Source organism: Bacillus sp. H1a, assembly GCF_000633475.1.
Lineage (GTDB): Bacteria > Bacillota > Bacilli > Bacillales > Bacillaceae_G > Bacillus_A > Bacillus_A paramycoides.
Window position 1 is genome coordinate 1 of sequence record NZ_AYMH01000024.1, and the last position, 15,311, is coordinate 15,311.

At 36.7% G+C, this 15,311-nt stretch carries 16 protein-coding genes and 2 pseudogenes; 14 read left to right on the plus strand and 4 right to left on the minus strand.

Annotated features, from left to right (window positions below):
• The first annotated feature begins 154 nt into the window (after window positions 1-154).
• Genes U860_RS0112060 through U860_RS0112070 form a run of 3 tightly spaced genes read left to right on the plus strand, consistent with a single transcriptional unit; the run spans window position 155 to window position 1,398 of the window.
• Window positions 155-379 (plus strand): hypothetical protein, encoded by a 225-nt coding sequence (locus U860_RS0112060; protein WP_025148723.1) that lies wholly within the window; start codon window positions 155-157, stop codon window positions 377-379.
• A 14-nt stretch (window positions 380-393) separates the two neighbouring features.
• A complete protein-coding gene (locus tag U860_RS0112065) occupies window positions 394-696 on the plus strand; it encodes a DUF2087 domain-containing protein (RefSeq protein WP_025148724.1) in 303 nt (100 codons plus the stop codon).
• 24 nt (window positions 697-720) lie between these two features.
• Window positions 721-1,398, plus strand: coding sequence for a Yip1 family protein (locus tag U860_RS0112070; protein ID WP_025148725.1), 678 nt, complete (start codon window positions 721-723; stop codon window positions 1,396-1,398).
• A gap of 231 nt (window positions 1,399-1,629) precedes the next feature.
• Here the strand turns inward: U860_RS0112070 and U860_RS0112075 are convergent, their stop codons facing one another.
• Both U860_RS0112075 and U860_RS0112080 read right to left on the minus strand, forming a co-directional pair.
• Window positions 1,630-2,133, minus strand: coding sequence for a DinB family protein (locus tag U860_RS0112075; protein WP_025148726.1), 504 nt, complete (start codon window positions 2,131-2,133; stop codon window positions 1,630-1,632).
• A gap of 92 nt (window positions 2,134-2,225) precedes the next feature.
• A complete protein-coding gene (locus U860_RS0112080) occupies window positions 2,226-3,167 on the minus strand; it encodes a YafY family protein (RefSeq protein WP_025148727.1) in 942 nt (313 codons plus the stop codon).
• A 195-nt stretch (window positions 3,168-3,362) separates the two neighbouring features.
• Between U860_RS0112080 and U860_RS0112085 the strand changes: the two genes are divergently transcribed.
• On the plus strand, window positions 3,363-4,376 hold the full coding sequence (locus U860_RS0112085) for a LacI family DNA-binding transcriptional regulator (RefSeq protein ID WP_025148728.1): 1,014 nt from the start codon (window positions 3,363-3,365) through the stop codon (window positions 4,374-4,376).
• Window positions 4,377-4,414: 38 nt separating this feature from the next.
• On the opposite strand, the gene yhfH is transcribed toward U860_RS0112085, so the two are convergent.
• Window positions 4,415-4,543, minus strand: a complete 129-nt coding sequence (yhfH, locus tag U860_RS31440; protein WP_000567010.1) for a protein YhfH — start codon at window positions 4,541-4,543, stop codon at window positions 4,415-4,417.
• A 203-nt stretch (window positions 4,544-4,746) separates the two neighbouring features.
• Here yhfH and U860_RS0112095 point away from each other — a divergent pair, with 203 nt between their 5' ends.
• From U860_RS0112095 to U860_RS0112125, 8 genes and pseudogenes are all read left to right on the plus strand, one after another.
• Window positions 4,747-5,481, plus strand: coding sequence for an MBL fold metallo-hydrolase (locus U860_RS0112095; protein ID WP_025148729.1), 735 nt, complete (start codon window positions 4,747-4,749; stop codon window positions 5,479-5,481).
• Window positions 5,482-5,490: 9 nt separating this feature from the next.
• Window positions 5,491-6,480: a lipoate--protein ligase gene (locus tag U860_RS0112100; protein ID WP_025148730.1), complete on the plus strand. Its 990-nt coding sequence runs from the start codon at window positions 5,491-5,493 to the stop codon at window positions 6,478-6,480.
• Between the two features lie 344 nt (window positions 6,481-6,824).
• Window positions 6,825-8,357 (plus strand): fatty acid--CoA ligase family protein, encoded by a 1,533-nt coding sequence (locus U860_RS0112105; RefSeq protein ID WP_025148731.1) that lies wholly within the window; start codon window positions 6,825-6,827, stop codon window positions 8,355-8,357.
• 88 nt (window positions 8,358-8,445) lie between these two features.
• Window positions 8,446-8,610: pseudogene (locus tag U860_RS33165) on the plus strand (S-layer homology domain-containing protein); the annotation flags it as partial.
• A 233-nt stretch (window positions 8,611-8,843) separates the two neighbouring features.
• The gene (locus U860_RS0112110; RefSeq protein ID WP_025148732.1) at window positions 8,844-9,899 is read left to right on the plus strand and encodes a sulfate ABC transporter substrate-binding protein; all 1,056 of its coding nucleotides are present in this window, start codon (window positions 8,844-8,846) and stop codon (window positions 9,897-9,899) included.
• Between the two features lie 21 nt (window positions 9,900-9,920).
• Complete coding sequence (cysT, locus tag U860_RS0112115) at window positions 9,921-10,751, plus strand: sulfate ABC transporter permease subunit CysT (RefSeq protein ID WP_025148733.1); 831 nt, start codon at window positions 9,921-9,923, stop codon at window positions 10,749-10,751.
• Window positions 10,752-10,762: 11 nt separating this feature from the next.
• The gene (cysW, locus tag U860_RS0112120; protein WP_025148734.1) at window positions 10,763-11,620 is read left to right on the plus strand and encodes a sulfate ABC transporter permease subunit CysW; all 858 of its coding nucleotides are present in this window, start codon (window positions 10,763-10,765) and stop codon (window positions 11,618-11,620) included.
• A gap of 12 nt (window positions 11,621-11,632) precedes the next feature.
• Window positions 11,633-12,706 carry a sulfate/molybdate ABC transporter ATP-binding protein gene (locus U860_RS0112125; RefSeq protein ID WP_002170752.1) on the plus strand — a complete coding sequence of 358 codons (1,074 nt, stop codon included), beginning with the start codon at window positions 11,633-11,635 and terminating at the stop codon, window positions 12,704-12,706.
• 15 nt (window positions 12,707-12,721) lie between these two features.
• Here U860_RS0112125 and U860_RS35060 read toward each other — a convergent pair.
• Window positions 12,722-12,904 (minus strand): annotated as a pseudogene (locus U860_RS35060) (hypothetical protein); the annotation flags it as partial.
• Window positions 12,905-13,059: 155 nt separating this feature from the next.
• On the opposite strand from U860_RS35060, the gene U860_RS0112135 reads away from it, so the two are divergent.
• Together U860_RS0112135 and U860_RS0112140 are read left to right on the plus strand one after the other, a co-directional pair.
• Window positions 13,060-14,166, plus strand: coding sequence for a metallophosphoesterase (locus U860_RS0112135; protein ID WP_025148736.1), 1,107 nt, complete (start codon window positions 13,060-13,062; stop codon window positions 14,164-14,166).
• A gap of 138 nt (window positions 14,167-14,304) precedes the next feature.
• Window positions 14,305-15,282, plus strand: a complete 978-nt coding sequence (locus U860_RS0112140) for an HD domain-containing protein (RefSeq protein WP_025148737.1) — start codon at window positions 14,305-14,307, stop codon at window positions 15,280-15,282.
• Window positions 15,283-15,311 lie beyond the last annotated feature (29 nt).

Consider the following 15,311-nt stretch of genomic DNA (forward strand, 5'->3'; position numbering starts at 1 on the left):
CATATTTGGTGTATGGTCTTTTGAATATTACGCAGCATTGTTATTACTTTCCAAAGAATATCTTTTCCTTAATTTTACTATATTTTATGTGTAGACTAAACGAAAGAAAGGAATCACAATAATTTGGATAGAATCATATTACAGGGGAGTTGATATGATGAAAGGAAATCTTACGTATTATTTTATCTTATATCCACTGATCTTCTTTCTTGTTTTCATCCTATCACCTATATTGTTTAATAAAAAAGAATATACAAGTATGAAAGATATATTTGGAATGCTTACATTCTACTATGTGTTAATTAGTGGATATTACTTTATTGATATTTTAAGTGAAAGAATAAAGAAAAACAGCAAAGTTTTATTATATAAAAACTGATGGAGGGTAACAAAATGACCGAAAGCGAAATGAAATTTCGAGATACGACCATTCGTAACTTTTTTGATAAAGAGGATCGTTTAAAATCGATTCCAGGTCAAAAAAAGAAAAAGTTAGTGTTATTAGAGCATTTAGTTAGTAAATTAAATACAGAGAATCAATATACAGAGAAAGAAATGAATACATTCATTAAACAATATCATGAAGATTTTTGTACAATTAGACGAGAGTTTATCGTGCATGGGTTTATGGATCGCGAGGATAATATGTATCGTGTAAATGAGAGAGAAGTGTGGACGAAGTGGGAAGAGTTATAAATGTAATGAGGAAGGGGAATTTTCTTGCAAGCTAGTAGTCTTATGCATGAAGAGATTTCGGGAAAACCATCGATTTTTGGGATATTCACTTCGCCAACACTGCAATTCGAAAGGATGAAGAATCAAAGAAATATATTCTTTCCATTAGCTATTTTAATTGTACTTATTATAATTTCAAGTGCCTTAATGTCTTGGAATTCTTTAAATAATCCTGCACTTAGTATGTTTCATGATAAAACGGGATTTACTGTCCCAAAATACATAACTTTCTTTACTACATTTGGAATTTCAGCAGTCAGCGGAATCGTAGCTATACTTTTTGCACCTATATTCTATAAGAACATTATGATTTTCTTTGGAGTTGATATTAACTATAAAGAAACATTCCCGATAATTATTTATGCTTCATTTGTATTAAAATTAGGGATGATTTTAAACGGATTAATTGCATTTTTTTTAAGTGGATATGAGATATCTTATACAGGTTTAGGTGCAATAGCAACAGATAATATGATTCTACATACAATCGCTCAAAGAATAGATATATTTAATATTTGGTATTACGTTTTATTAGGGATAGGTTTAAAAACGATAACTAATTTAAATAAAGACAAACTGATTCTTCTTATTCTTGTACTTTTCGTTTTTACTAGCTTATTAGCGAGCATGGCTGGATTGATGCAGGAAATATCTAAACCGTAAAGATATGTGGGAAGTATAATTAGACGCTTGTATGAAAAAGGTGGCTTAGGTATGGACAAACCACCTTTTATCCCGCATTAACGGGCAGTAAGACTCCCACCTCAAAATTCGGCTGGAGCAAAGAAGTTAGGTGGGAGATCAACTGTCCGTAAAAGCCCGATTGGTGAAGGCTAATAATCAGTGGGGGATGAACAAAACCCCCCACTGATTAAAGTTTCACTTTATAATTTTTTACACTAAAACTTTTGTCTCCAATCTTTCTTTCTGACGAAGATGATGTGCAAAATGCATAGAAATAAGCTGGAACCATTCTGCCGCATTTAAGTAACCAAGCCCGGGGTGCTCTACTTTACAATCATTTGGAATAGAAGTAAGTGTTGGCTCAATGTTTTTAACAGCTGTAATTAATTCCAGAAAATGTTCTTGTACTTCCTCTTTGTTAGGTGGATTTTCGGGTGTATATCCCGGATGATCTGGTAATTTTATTTGTATGTCAGGGAAAGCGCCCATTATATATACCTTTTCACCCATATCCGTTTTTTTGTTAGTTACAGATGGCGTTTCAGTTTTACATTTCGCGATTGCATCTAACTGCATATATGTAGCCGAAAGTAAATGATTATACATTTGACCAAGAGACCACTCTTCTGTAGAAGGTTTCATTCTAAATTGTTCGAGAGAGTACTTTTCTAATTCCTCTATGTAATACGTCGCTAAATCCTCAAATTTGTTCATATTGTTAGCTCCTTTTTATGAAAATGTATTTGTTGATACTTACTATAAAGGAGGGATGCTGACAACATTATGTCAGTAGTAAAATGAAAAAATTAAAGTTTTAACATTTTTTTTGCTTCATCACGTATTTTTTCAGAAAGAATTTTTGGCTCTAGTACTTGCACTTGGCTCCCCCAGCTTAATATCCATTGAAAGACTTCATCTATATTTCTTGATTTCAAAAAGACATGAAAACTATTATCTCGATGTTCGTATGAATCTATAAAAAAGTACCGTGATTCAATAATTTTATGTGCAATATGGGGTGGGAATAATAAATGAATCGTAACAGTTCGATTGTTTTCAGGTTGATAGTCTTGTAAGGAAAAGTCTTCAGGTTTTGTAAAGAAGGCTTGCTCTTGTTGCAATTCATTCATTCGATCTAAACGAAAATTACGTATTTGTTTTCGAAGTAAACAATGAGCAACGATGTACCAAATTCCTGAAATGTTGACTAAGCCATAAGGGTGAACAGTTCGTTTTATTTTCGTAGTTTCACGCGGCTTAAGATACGAAAAAGAGATAGCTTGCTCTTTCTGAATAGATTCTTGCAATAAGAAAAGTAGGTTTTCTAGTTTTTCTCGCTCAGGTTGCTGATGTGAAAATATAGGAGAAAGGAAACGGAAAGCTCCTCTCAGCTCTTCAATTTTCTTTTGTTGATCAGTAGGGAGGACAACCTCAAGTTTTTCTTTTGCTGATTGCGCATGTACAGAAAAAGAAGAAGTGAAAGTTTTCTCAATATAATCACCGCCTAATAAAAGAGTAACGGCTTCTTCGGGCGTAAGCTGAATGGGTGGTAAGAAATAACCATCCATTAAGGAATAGCCGTGACCAGGCATTGAAAAAATGGGAACGCCGGATTCACTGAGTGCGTCCATATCTCGATAAATTGTTCTTTTACTTGTCTCAAATTTTTCGGCTAAACTATGTGCTGTAACAGTTTGTTTTCTTTGTAGTTCAATTAATATAGCTAATAAACGATCCATCCGATTCATGAAATATCATCCTTTATTTTATAAATATTCGTACTGTGAAATTCTAAAAGTAGTATATATCTTTCTGCAATTAACAGACTTTTTCCTATGTATAATATTAATATAGTAAAATCATAAGAACCTATATTGCAGTTTCCAATAATATACTATATAATCAGGATAAGAAAACGTTTTCATGCAAAGGGGGAGAATTTCGTGTCGACTATCGAGGACGTGGCGAAATTAGCGGGGTTATCAAGGACAACGGTTTCTAGGGTGATCAATAATCATCCATATGTTTCAGATGAGAAGAAAAAAAGGGTTCAATTAGCGATGAAGCATTTAGGCTTCGTTCCTAATTCTGCGGCGAGAAGGCTTCGTAAACAAAAAACGGAAACAATTGCGGTGCTAGTTCCAAGGATTACAAATCCTTTCTTCAGTAGATTTATTGAAGCAATCGAGATTGCTGCTTCTGAACATAAATATAAACTGATTATTTGTCAAACAAGATATTTACCGGAAAAAGAGATGGAGTATTTACAATTATTATCTACGAAACAAGTAGATGGGATTATTCTATGTTCACTAGAAAATCCGTGGGAGGATGTAGAACCATACTTACAACACGGTCCAATCGTGTTATGTAATGAATATATTGAGGAAGCAAATGTTCCAACAGTGAAATTTGATCATGCGCAAGGAGCATACATAGCTGCTAAGCACGTGTTAGAACAAGGATATCGTAATCTTATTTTTTGCCGTGGTAACGAAACGAAAGTAGTGAGTCAACAGCGAAAAATGGGCTTTTTACGCGCTATTACTGAAAAGAGTAGAGAAGTGGAAGCGATTGATTTTCTTGAAAACGCTTTCTCTTGGGACGATGGAAAAAGAATATTCCATGAAGTATTAAAGGACAAAAAAAATCCTACCGCGATATTGGCAGGAGGCGACGAGGTTGCAGCTGGAATTATCTCAGAGGCGAAACGCCATAACTGGAGCATTCCAGAGGATCTCGCTGTTATCGGTTTTGATAATCAAATTTTAGCGCAGATTACAGAGCCAGGTATTACGACAATTGAACAGCCAATTGATGAAATGGCCCGAAAAGTTGTCGACTTAATGATGGATAAAATCCATACGAAAAATTATCGAAAAAAAGAATTGTATGAGTTTGAACTGGAGCTCTTGGTGAAAGGTTCAACGATGAAGGAAAAGATGTTATTAGCCTAGTAGACTATGTCTGCTAGGTTTTTTATGTTCATAAACTACTATTCTTCGTGAACGCAATCGTCACATTTGTTATGGTATGCTTCGTGTTGCTCATCAATTTCCTTCCCGCAATGAGCACAAGTTTTCGTTGGTAAATTTCTGAAAAACTCCATTGGTTGATCGATCATGTCAATCCCTCCATTTCCATTTCTTACTATCATTGTATTAGTACAAAAAATAAAAGTCAATAACTGTTTTATAACAAAATTGAAAATTAATGAAAAAGTTTAGGAAATGGATTATAGTTAACAATGTAGGATGTAAGTAAAAAACTTTCTCAAGTACGGAGAAAAACTGCATTGCTACTCGGTTTTAGAAAGGATGGATACATATGAAAATGACTGTTGTCGGCTTTTGGGGCGGCTTCCCAGAAGCGGGAGAAGCAACGTCGGGGTATTTGTTTGAACACGATGGTTTTCGTTTACTCGTTGACTGTGGTAGTGGTGTACTAGCACAGCTTCAAAAATATATAACACCATCTGATATAGATGCAGTTGTACTGTCGCACTATCATCACGATCATGTTGCAGACATTGGGGTGTTGCAATATGCGAGATTAATTACGAGTGCAACGAAAGGACAATTACCGGAATTACCAATTTACGGTCATCTGTTTGATGAGAATGGATTTAATTCTTTAACGCATGCACCGCATACGAAAGGAATCGCATACAATCCAGAAGAAACACTTCAAATTGGACCATTCTCCATTTCATTCTTAAAAACTGTTCATCCTGTTACATGTTTTGCGATGCGTATTACGGCTGGCGATGATGTCGTTGTATACAGCGCTGATTCAAGTTATATTCCTGAATTTATTCCGTTCACAAAAGATGCTGATCTTTTCATTTGTGAGTGTAATATGTATGCGCATCAAGAAGCTGCGAAAGCAGGGCATATGAATAGTACAGAAGTAGGAAGTATTGCAAAAGATGCGAATGTAAAAGAACTTTTATTAACGCACTTGCCGCATACTGGCAATCCATCTGATTTAGTAACAGAAGCAAAACAAATTTTCAGTGGCCACATTACGCTTGCACATAGTGGTTACGTTTGGAATTCATGAGGTGATACGATGTTATTTATTGATAATAAAGGGATTACAGATCCTACTATAAATTTAGCTATTGAAGAATATTGTGTGAAGAATTTAGATATTAACGAAACATATTTACTGTTCTATATTAACGAACCTTCCATTATCATTGGTAAAAATCAAAATACAGTGGAAGAAATTAATGCTGATTACGTAAAAGAAAAAGGCATTCACGTCGTTCGTCGTCTATCAGGCGGAGGTGCAGTATATCACGATTTAGGAAACTTAAACTTCAGCTTTATTACGAAAGATGATGGAGATAGTTTCAGCAACTTCAAGAAATTCACAGAACCTGTAACGAAGGCGCTTGGTAAATTAGGTGTAAATGCAGAGCTAAGTGGTCGTAACGACATTCTAGCTGAAGGCAGAAAAATTTCAGGTAACGCGCAGTTCTCAACGAAAGGTCGTATGTTTAGTCACGGTACGTTACTATTTGACTCTGAAATCGATCACGTCGTATCAGCACTCAAAGTGAAGATGGATAAGATTCAATCAAAAGGAATTAAATCAATCCGTAGCCGCGTTGCGAATATTACAGAGTTCTTAAACGAAAAAATGACGACAGAAGAGTTTAGACAACTTCTATTAGAGACAATTTTCGAAGGTGAAACAGAAATTCCAACGTACGAATTAACAGAAGCTGATTGGAAAGAAATTCATAAAATTTCTGAAGAGCGTTATCGCAATTGGGATTGGAACTACGGAAAATCTCCGAAGTTCAACTTGCAACATTCACACCGTTTCCCAGTTGGACAAGTTGACGTTCGTCTTGAAGTAAAAAAAGGAACAGTAACAGAATGTAAAATTTACGGCGATTTCTTTGGCTCACTAGATGTTCATGATATTGAAGAACGTTTAACAGGCATACAATTTGATAAAGATGCATTCGCTGTAGCTTTAGAAGGTGTAGATATCGCACGCTATTTCGGTAATATAACAACAGAAGATTTTTTACATTTATTCTTCTAAAAGTGAAGGGGCTGTCATAAAAGACAGCCTCTTTCTTTTTGTATAGATCGTCGTCTTTTGTCGGTAAATCGATATATTTAAGAAATCGCTAATAAAAATTGAGTTACGGTCGATATATCTGAAAAAGCGAGTGCATATTATCCTAAAATGATTTCAGCAATAGCTTAACTATATGCTTACATCCTTTTCTTGTATAGATAATTCCCTTATCCTTCCAAAGTGTTCTGGGAAAAGTAGCCATTGTATATTCAGTTAATGGAATATCACTTGCTACTTTAATTTTCTTTTAATATAATTAATTTAGAATTTTTAAATATTCTAAATTTTATAAAGGTGGGATTTATGTGAATCTCGTTCAATCTTTGGCTGAAACGGCAAAAAAGAAGGGGGATAAACCGGCTTATATATTTATGGATCAGTCGGTCTCGTATGACCAATTAAACAAAGTGGTCACAAGGTTTTCTAGCAATTTAGCTAAAATGGGCATTGGAAAAGGGGACAATGTCGCATTAGCTGTTGGCAATTCGCCACATTTTTTAGTAGGCTTATACGGAACGATGAAAGCTGGCGCAACTGTCATTCCGATTAATCCAATTTATACAGCAGATGAAATGCATTATATTTTACAAAATGGAGATGTAAAAACAATCATCGTACTCGACGTCCTTCTACCTGTTATACAATCTCTTACAACAAGACTTCCTTCACTTGAGAATATCATCATATGCGAAACCTCATCAGATTTTACTCATACAGAAACGGAAAAAATGAAAACGTTTACTAGTTTTGTGGGGGCTGGAGATTTACAATACGAAGGTCCTGAACTAGATGAAGAAGATGTAGCCGTTATTTTATACACTTCAGGTACAACTGGAAAGCCAAAAGGTGCTATGCTAACGCATAAAAATTTATATAGTAACGCTAACGATGTTGCGTCATATTTACAATATACTGCGGATGATCGCATCGTTGCGGCACTGCCGATGTTCCATGTGTTCTGTTTAACTGTTGCGGTAAATGCGCCAATTGTGAATGGTGCGACCATTTTAATGTTACCAAAGTTTAGTCCGAAAGAAGTATTTCGCATTTGTCGTACGTATGGGCCGACGATTTTTGCGGGTGTACCGACAATGTATAATTACTTGTTTTTATTTGAAGAAGCAAGTGCAGAAGATGTGAAGACGCTTCGTCTTTGTATTTCAGGTGGTGCATCTATGCCTGTTGCGCTTCTGAAAAACTTTGAAAAACGTTTTAACGTTATCGTTTCAGAAGGATACGGTTTATCAGAAGCATCACCTGTTACTTGTTTTAACCCGTTAGATCGTCCTCGTAAACCAGGATCAATTGGTACAAATATTTGGCATGTAGAAAATAAAATTGTGAATGAACTTGGTGAAGAAGTACCTGTCGGTGAAGTTGGTGAGTTAATTGTTCGCGGGCCTAACGTTATGAAGGGATATTATAATGCACCAGAAGATACAGCGGCGACACTTAGAGACGGCTGGCTTTATACAGGGGACTTAGCGAAAATGGATGAAGAAGGTTACTTCTATATCGTTGATCGTAAAAAAGATATCGTCCTCGTTGGCGGTTATAACGTATATCCTCGTGAGGTAGAGGAAGTGTTATATGGCCATGATTCAGTAGCTGAAGTTGTCGTAATCGGCGTTCCTGACGAAAACTTAGGAGAAGCGGTACGAGCTTACGTCGTTCTGAAGCAAACGAACGTAACAGAAGAGGAACTTATGCATTACTGTACGTTACATTTAGCGAAATATAAAGTACCAAAGAGCATCGAGTTTTTAACAGAGCTGCCGAAGAATACAACTGGTAAGTTGTTAAGAAGAGCTTTGAGAGAGAAAGCATTGCAAGTATAAAAATAAAGATATCCATCTCTATGACTGTATGTTATAGAGATGGATATCTTTTTGTTTTTTAGAATTGGCTAAGCTATAAGTCCGTATAAAAGAGTTTGCTGATTTAAAAGATCATTGGGGCACGAAGTATGCGAATATTTTAATCCAAGAAAATGTTTCAGTTGGAACAGATAATGGATGGGCTCCAGATAAATCGGTAAGCCGTGCAGAAGCAGCTCAATTTATTGCGAAGACAGATAAGTTAAAGAAATAAATCGAAACTAAAATCAGTGGGACTCCATTCCCGCTGATTTTTAGCGTGTATGGCGTTTCTTATATAATAAATTTAAATTCCAAGTTGACACATGCGAATTACAGAATTAAAATGGAAAGAAATCAAATAGAATACAATAGAAGCTAATCAGAGAAACTGAAGGCGCACAACGTTCACTTTTGTGAATGAATTGTGTGCCTTTTTCTATTGTACAAACTAAGGGGGCTTTATATATGAAACAGTGGAGCAAGACAGCATTAATGAAAAGTACAGGTGTTTTATTATCAGCATTTGTCCTTTTGTCGGGGTGTGGATCGGCAACATCCACTAACAATTCTGAAGGAAGTGCAGATAAGAAGACAGTTGAACTTTTAAATGTTTCATATGATCCAACGCGTGAGTTATATCAAGATTTCAATAAAGACTTTGCGAAGTATTGGAAAGAGAAACATGGGCAAACAGTGAATGTAAAACAATCACACGGCGGATCTGGAAGCCAGGCACGTTCTGTTATTGACGGGTTAGAAGCAGATGTTGTAACGCTAGCACTCGCTTATGATATTGACGCAATTAGTAAGAAAAAACAGTTAGCAGAAGATTGGCAGAAGCGACTTGCAGATAATTCAACTCCTTACACATCGACAATTGTATTTCTCGTTCGAAAAGGAAATCCAAAAGGGATTAAAGATTGGGATGATTTAACGAAAAAAGGTGTGTCTGTCATTACACCGAATCCAAAAACATCTGGAGGAGCACGTTGGAACTATTTAGGGGCGTGGGGATACGCACTGAAGAAGTATAACAATAGTGAAGATAAAGCGAAAGAGTTTGTCGGTCAAATTTATAAAAACGTAGAAGTACTAGATTCAGGGGCACGCGGGGCAACGACAACTTTCGTTGAAAAAGGAATTGGTGATGTGTTAATTGCTTGGGAGAATGAAGCATTATTATCACAAAAAGAACTTGGAAAAGATAAATTCGAAATTGTAACGCCGTCGATTAGTATACTTGCGGAGCCGCCAGTAGCAGTTGTAGATAAAGTAGTTGATAAAAAAGGAACGAAAAAAGTAGCAGAAGGGTATCTTGAATATTTGTATTCAGAAAAAGGGCAAGAAATTGCAGCGAAAAACTTTTATCGCCCTCGTAATGAAAAAGTAGCGGAAAAGTACGCATCACAATTTCCAAAAGTTCAATTATTTACAGTAGATGAACTGTTTGGTGGCTGGAGAAAAGCGCAAGAAAAGCATTTTAATGATGGAGGCGTATTCGATCAAATTTATAAAAAATAAGGGGGGATGAGGTGAAGGATTGTGAGGAAGAAGAAGCGTGTTTTACCGGGGTTTGGATTATCTCTTGGATTTACAATGTTATATATGAGTTTATTCGTACTTATACCACTTTCTATCGTATTTATTCAAACTTCACAGCTAGGTTGGAAGAAGTTCGCACAAGTTGTAACGAGCGAGCGCGTGTTGCATTCCTATCAAGTGAGTTTAACGACTTCACTTGTAGCAGCGGTTGTAAATGCTATTTTCGGTTTATTAATTGCATGGGTACTCGTTCGCTACACATTTCCAGGGAAACGATTGTTAGATGGATTAATTGATTTACCATTCGCTCTTCCGACTGCTGTAGCTGGTATTACACTGACGACGCTTTATGCGGAAAATGGTTGGATCGGAAAAATATTTAGTGTGTTTCATATAAAAGTAGCTTTTACGCCGCTCGGAATTATTGTTGCACTTACGTTTATCGGCTTACCATTTGTCGTCCGAATGGTGCAACCAGTGCTGCAAAGTATTGATAAAGAAGTAGAAGAAGCAGCTTCTAGTTTAGGGGCGTCACGCCTTCAAATATTTGTGAAAATCATTTTACCAGAAATATTTCCGGCTCTGCTTGCTGGCTTTTCTCTCGCTTTTGCACGGGCGTTAGGGGAATATGGATCCGTCGTTTTCATCGCAGGTAATATGCCGATGAAGACAGAAATTGCACCGCTGATGATTATGACGAAACTAGAACAATATGATTATGCAGGGGCAACAGCAGTAGCAGCTGTGATGCTTATCATTTCTCTTCTTTTCCTTCTCCTTATTAATATGATTCAAACTTGGAGTAGAAGGCATGAACTGAGAAATGAATAGGAGGGGAGAAAATGGAACCAACATTATTAGAAAAGAAAATAGTAAAAAGCGTGTCAGTTAAAAAAGAATCTAAATTTGTACCAATTCTATTAATTACGATAACAATTTTATTTTTATCTCTCTTTCTACTACTGCCGCTCGTGACAATTTTTATGAAAGCTTTTGAACGGGGAATTGATGTATACATTGCTGCCGTAACAGATCAAGAAGCATTTTCGGCGATTCGATTAACGCTTCTCGTTGCGTTAATCGTTGTACCGCTTAACACGATATTTGGAATAGCAGCAGCATGGCTTATTACGAAGTTTCAGTTTAAAGGAAAGCAGTTATTATTATCACTTATTGAACTGCCGTTTGCAGTGTCACCAGTTATCGCAGGATTAGTGTTCGTTTTGCTTTTCACACCGAGAGCCGCTTTTGGCGGATGGCTATTGGAACATGGTGTGAAACTTATTTTCTCTGTCCCAGGCATTATCATTGCAACGATATTCGTAACGTTCCCGTTCGTTGCACGTGAATTAATCCCGGTTATGCAAGCACAAGGGAAAAGTGAAGAAGAGGCAGCTCTGTCGCTTGGTGCAAGCGGATGGAAAATGTTTTGGCGTGTTACGCTTCCGAATATAAAATGGGGTCTTTTGTACGGCATGATTTTATGTAATGCCCGCGCCATTGGTGAGTTCGGAGCTGTATCCGTTGTGTCTGGTCACGTACGCGGTGTTACAAATACGATGCCGCTTCATATTGAAATTTTATACAATGAATATCAATTTTCAGCTGCATTCGCTGTGGCAACTTTAATGTCATTCATCGCAGTTCTTACGCTCGTTATAAAAAACTGGATCGAATGGCGAATGGAAAAACGACAATAAGGGGGGATTGCGATGAGTATTCAAATTCACGGCGTATCAAAACAATATGGTACATTTCAAGCGTTAAAAGACATTCGTTTAGATATTCCAAAAGGAGAACTTGTTGCCTTATTAGGCCCGTCAGGTTCTGGAAAAACGACGTTATTACGAATTATTGCAGGGCTAGAAGAAGCGGATGGAGGTTCTATTTCATTTGATGGGGAAGATTTAACAGACATTCACGTGAAAAACCGGCAAGTCGGTTTTGTCTTCCAGCACTATGCGCTTTTTAAACATATGAATGTGTTTGAAAATGTCGCTTTCGGTTTAAAAGTAAGGAAGAAAAGTGTAAGGCCTTCAGCAGAAGCAATAGAAGAAAAGGTAACAGAATTATTAAAGCTTGTAAAAATGGATGGCTTTGCAAAACGTTACCCGGCGCAATTATCTGGCGGACAACGCCAACGTATTGCATTAGCCCGGGCACTTGCAGTAGAACCGAAAATTTTATTGCTAGATGAACCGTTTGGTGCACTTGATGCGAAAGTACGGAAAGAATTACGAAGATGGCTCCGGAAATTACATGACGAATTTCAAATTACGAGCGTATTCGTAACGCATGATCAGGAGGAAGCGTTAGACGTTGCGGACCGCATCGTTGTGATGAATGAAGGACGAATTGAACAAATGGGAACGCCAGAAGAAGTGTATGAAAATCCAGCAAGCCCGTTTGTATATGACTTTTTAGGAAACGTAAACTTATTTCATGGCCGTGTTCATAAAGGGAAACTAGATTTAGGCTCTGTAGAACTAGAAGCACCAGAGCATACACACGTTTCTAACGTAGACGGAGTAGCGTATGTAAGGCCACATCATTTATCGATTTCTCGTACGGAGCAAAGTGTAGAGGCAATCCCGGCGAAAGTAACATATTCTCATGTAGTTGGCCCTGTCGTATATATAGAATTAAAACGAGAGGGAACAGAGGAATATTTAGAAGCAGAAATTAGTAAAGAACGGTTTAGACAACTGAACATTCAAACGGGTGAGTCTGTATACGTACATCCGAAAGAAGTAAAGGTGTTTATTCCGGAGGATTTTGTGATTTAAATAAAAGCCAAACCGTCATAGAGTGGCGGTTCGGCTTTCCTTATTACGGTTATAACAAAAATATATATTCCGCCTCATCAACTCCCCAACCTGCGTCGCAACATATTCAACATCACTATCAATTTCTTCTAACACGTAAGATTCTAAAATCCCCATTACAGTGGCCCCTAAAAATTTAAAAACAATGTGTTTATCAATAATCTGTAAAAGTAATTGTGTTTTGAATTGCACCTCTAATTGTTAGGTTTGCATCTAGCAATTAGGGGTTTTTATTGTGGAGATTGATGTGCTTAATATTTACGTTAAACGTGCATAACAAGATATAATAGAAGAAATCAATAAGGAGGCTGGCTGTGAAAAATCTTCGTTATTTCAATATATTTACTATATTAATTGTTTACACACTACTTATGTTTTACATCGGCTGGAACGGATGGGTTTGGCTTAGTACAGTATTCGGCTGGGAGTCTTGGGGATATTACGCTTTCTTAGTTGGCTTTATCTCATATGCGTATATTCTCGTGCAAGTGTTTAAGTTTCTTCCATTTCTACGAACGATTGGTTCGATATGGTTTGCGGTTATACAATATGCGCTTATGTTATTGCCGTTAGCCGATATTGCCGTCTTATTATTACAGTTTTCAGTGGAGAAAGAAACAGCAATTATTTGGACAGGAATGGTCGTTTTACTCGTGTTCGTCTTGATCTTCGCATATGGGGTATTTAATGCATATAGCCCGGTTGTAAGAAAGTATGATGTACACATACCGAAAAAAGTAGAGGGTCGTAAAAGTTTACGCATTGCGATGGCTTCTGATATGCATTTCGGTAAACTATCTGGTGTTTCTCATTTAAAGAGACTAGTCCACCATGTAAATGAAATGAAGCCAGATATTATTTTACTGCCTGGTGATATTATTGATGATCATCCAGGTGTGTTCATTCAAAAAAACATGGGACACATTATGAAACAAATGAAAGCTCCATTAGGCGTATATGGTGTGTTAGGAAACCATGAATATTACGGTAGAGCGATTCCGGAATTTTTGCAAGAAATGGATAAGATTGATATTCGTATTCTTTTAGATGAAGTCATTACAATTGAAGATAATTTTTATCTCGTTGGAAGAAGAGATAAAACAGAGCGAGATCGTCAAAGCTTTGAAAGTTTAATGAGTACTGTGGACTTATCGCTTCCTGTTATTGCGATGGATCACCAGCCATTTGAATTAAAGCAGGCAGCGGATGCCGGCGTTGATATACTATTATCCGGTCACACGCACCGCGGACAAATGGCGCCGAATCATATTGTAACGAGAAGAATGTACGAACTAGACTGGGGATACGCACAAAAAGGTGCATTCCACGCCATTGTTTCTTCTGGATTCGGATTTTGGGGACCACCGCTCAGACTTGGAAGTAGATCTGAGATTGTGCAGGTGGAAGTTACGTTTGAATAAGTGTATTTAATAGAGGGCTAATGGCTCTCTATTTTTTTAAAACAGAACGTTCGTATTTGGATTGCAAAATAGTATATTTACTCTCCCTGGAAAAAGAGATACTATAAGAAGACTCTGCTTGAAAAAGGGGGATTATAAGTGGTCATATCAGATGTACTATACGGTGAGTTTAAAGTAGATCAAGTGTTAGAAGAATTAATTTTAAGTAAACCTGTACAAAGGCTGAAAGGGATTCATCAGGCCGGAGCAAGTTACTTAATGAACGAGAAATGGAATGTAACGCGTTTTGATCATTCAGTTGGTGTTATGCTGTTAATTAAAAAACTTGGTGGTTCAGTAGAAGAACAGATTGCCGGTTTACTGCATGATGTATCGCATACTGCTTTTTCTCATGTGATTGATTACGTTTTTGATAACGAAAATGAAAGTTATCATGAAGAGATATTTAGCTCTGTCGTTAAAAACTCAGAAATTCCGGCGATTCTTTCAAAACATGGCTATCGCTATGAAGATATTTTATTAGATGATTCAAAGTGGACTTTACTGGAAAGATCAGCACCAGATTTATGTGCGGACCGAGTGGATTACACATTGAGAGATATGTATACATATGGATATATTTCGTTAGAAGAAGCTCAAGATTTTTTAAAGGATTTAATCGCAGTAAATGGGAAAATGGTTCTTCGAAACATTGAAATCGCAGAATGGTTTACGAAGACGTATTACAAAGAAGTAATCGATTTCTTTATGAAGCCAATTAATATTTATGGAAATGATATGTTAGCTAAAACTTTAAAGTTGGCTCTTAATAAAAAGGTCATTCATGCAGATGACTTTCTTCTTGAAGATGAGGAACTAATTTTGAAATTGAAGCTATGTAAAGATCAAGAAGTAGATGCTTTATTAAGAAAAGTCCATCCGAGTGTAGAAGTAAAAGAAGATAGAAATGATTATGATCTATATCAGAAAAATAAAGTGCGTCTTATTGACCCTCCGTTACTTCGTGAAGGGAAAATCGTTCAGGCGTCTGTCGTATCAGAAAACATAAGGCAGATGAGCGATATCGCTTATGAAAAAGCGGTAAGAGGGATGTATGTGAAAGTGATTTCGAATTAAAAAAGAAGTAGCGCACTGTTTTTTATGCG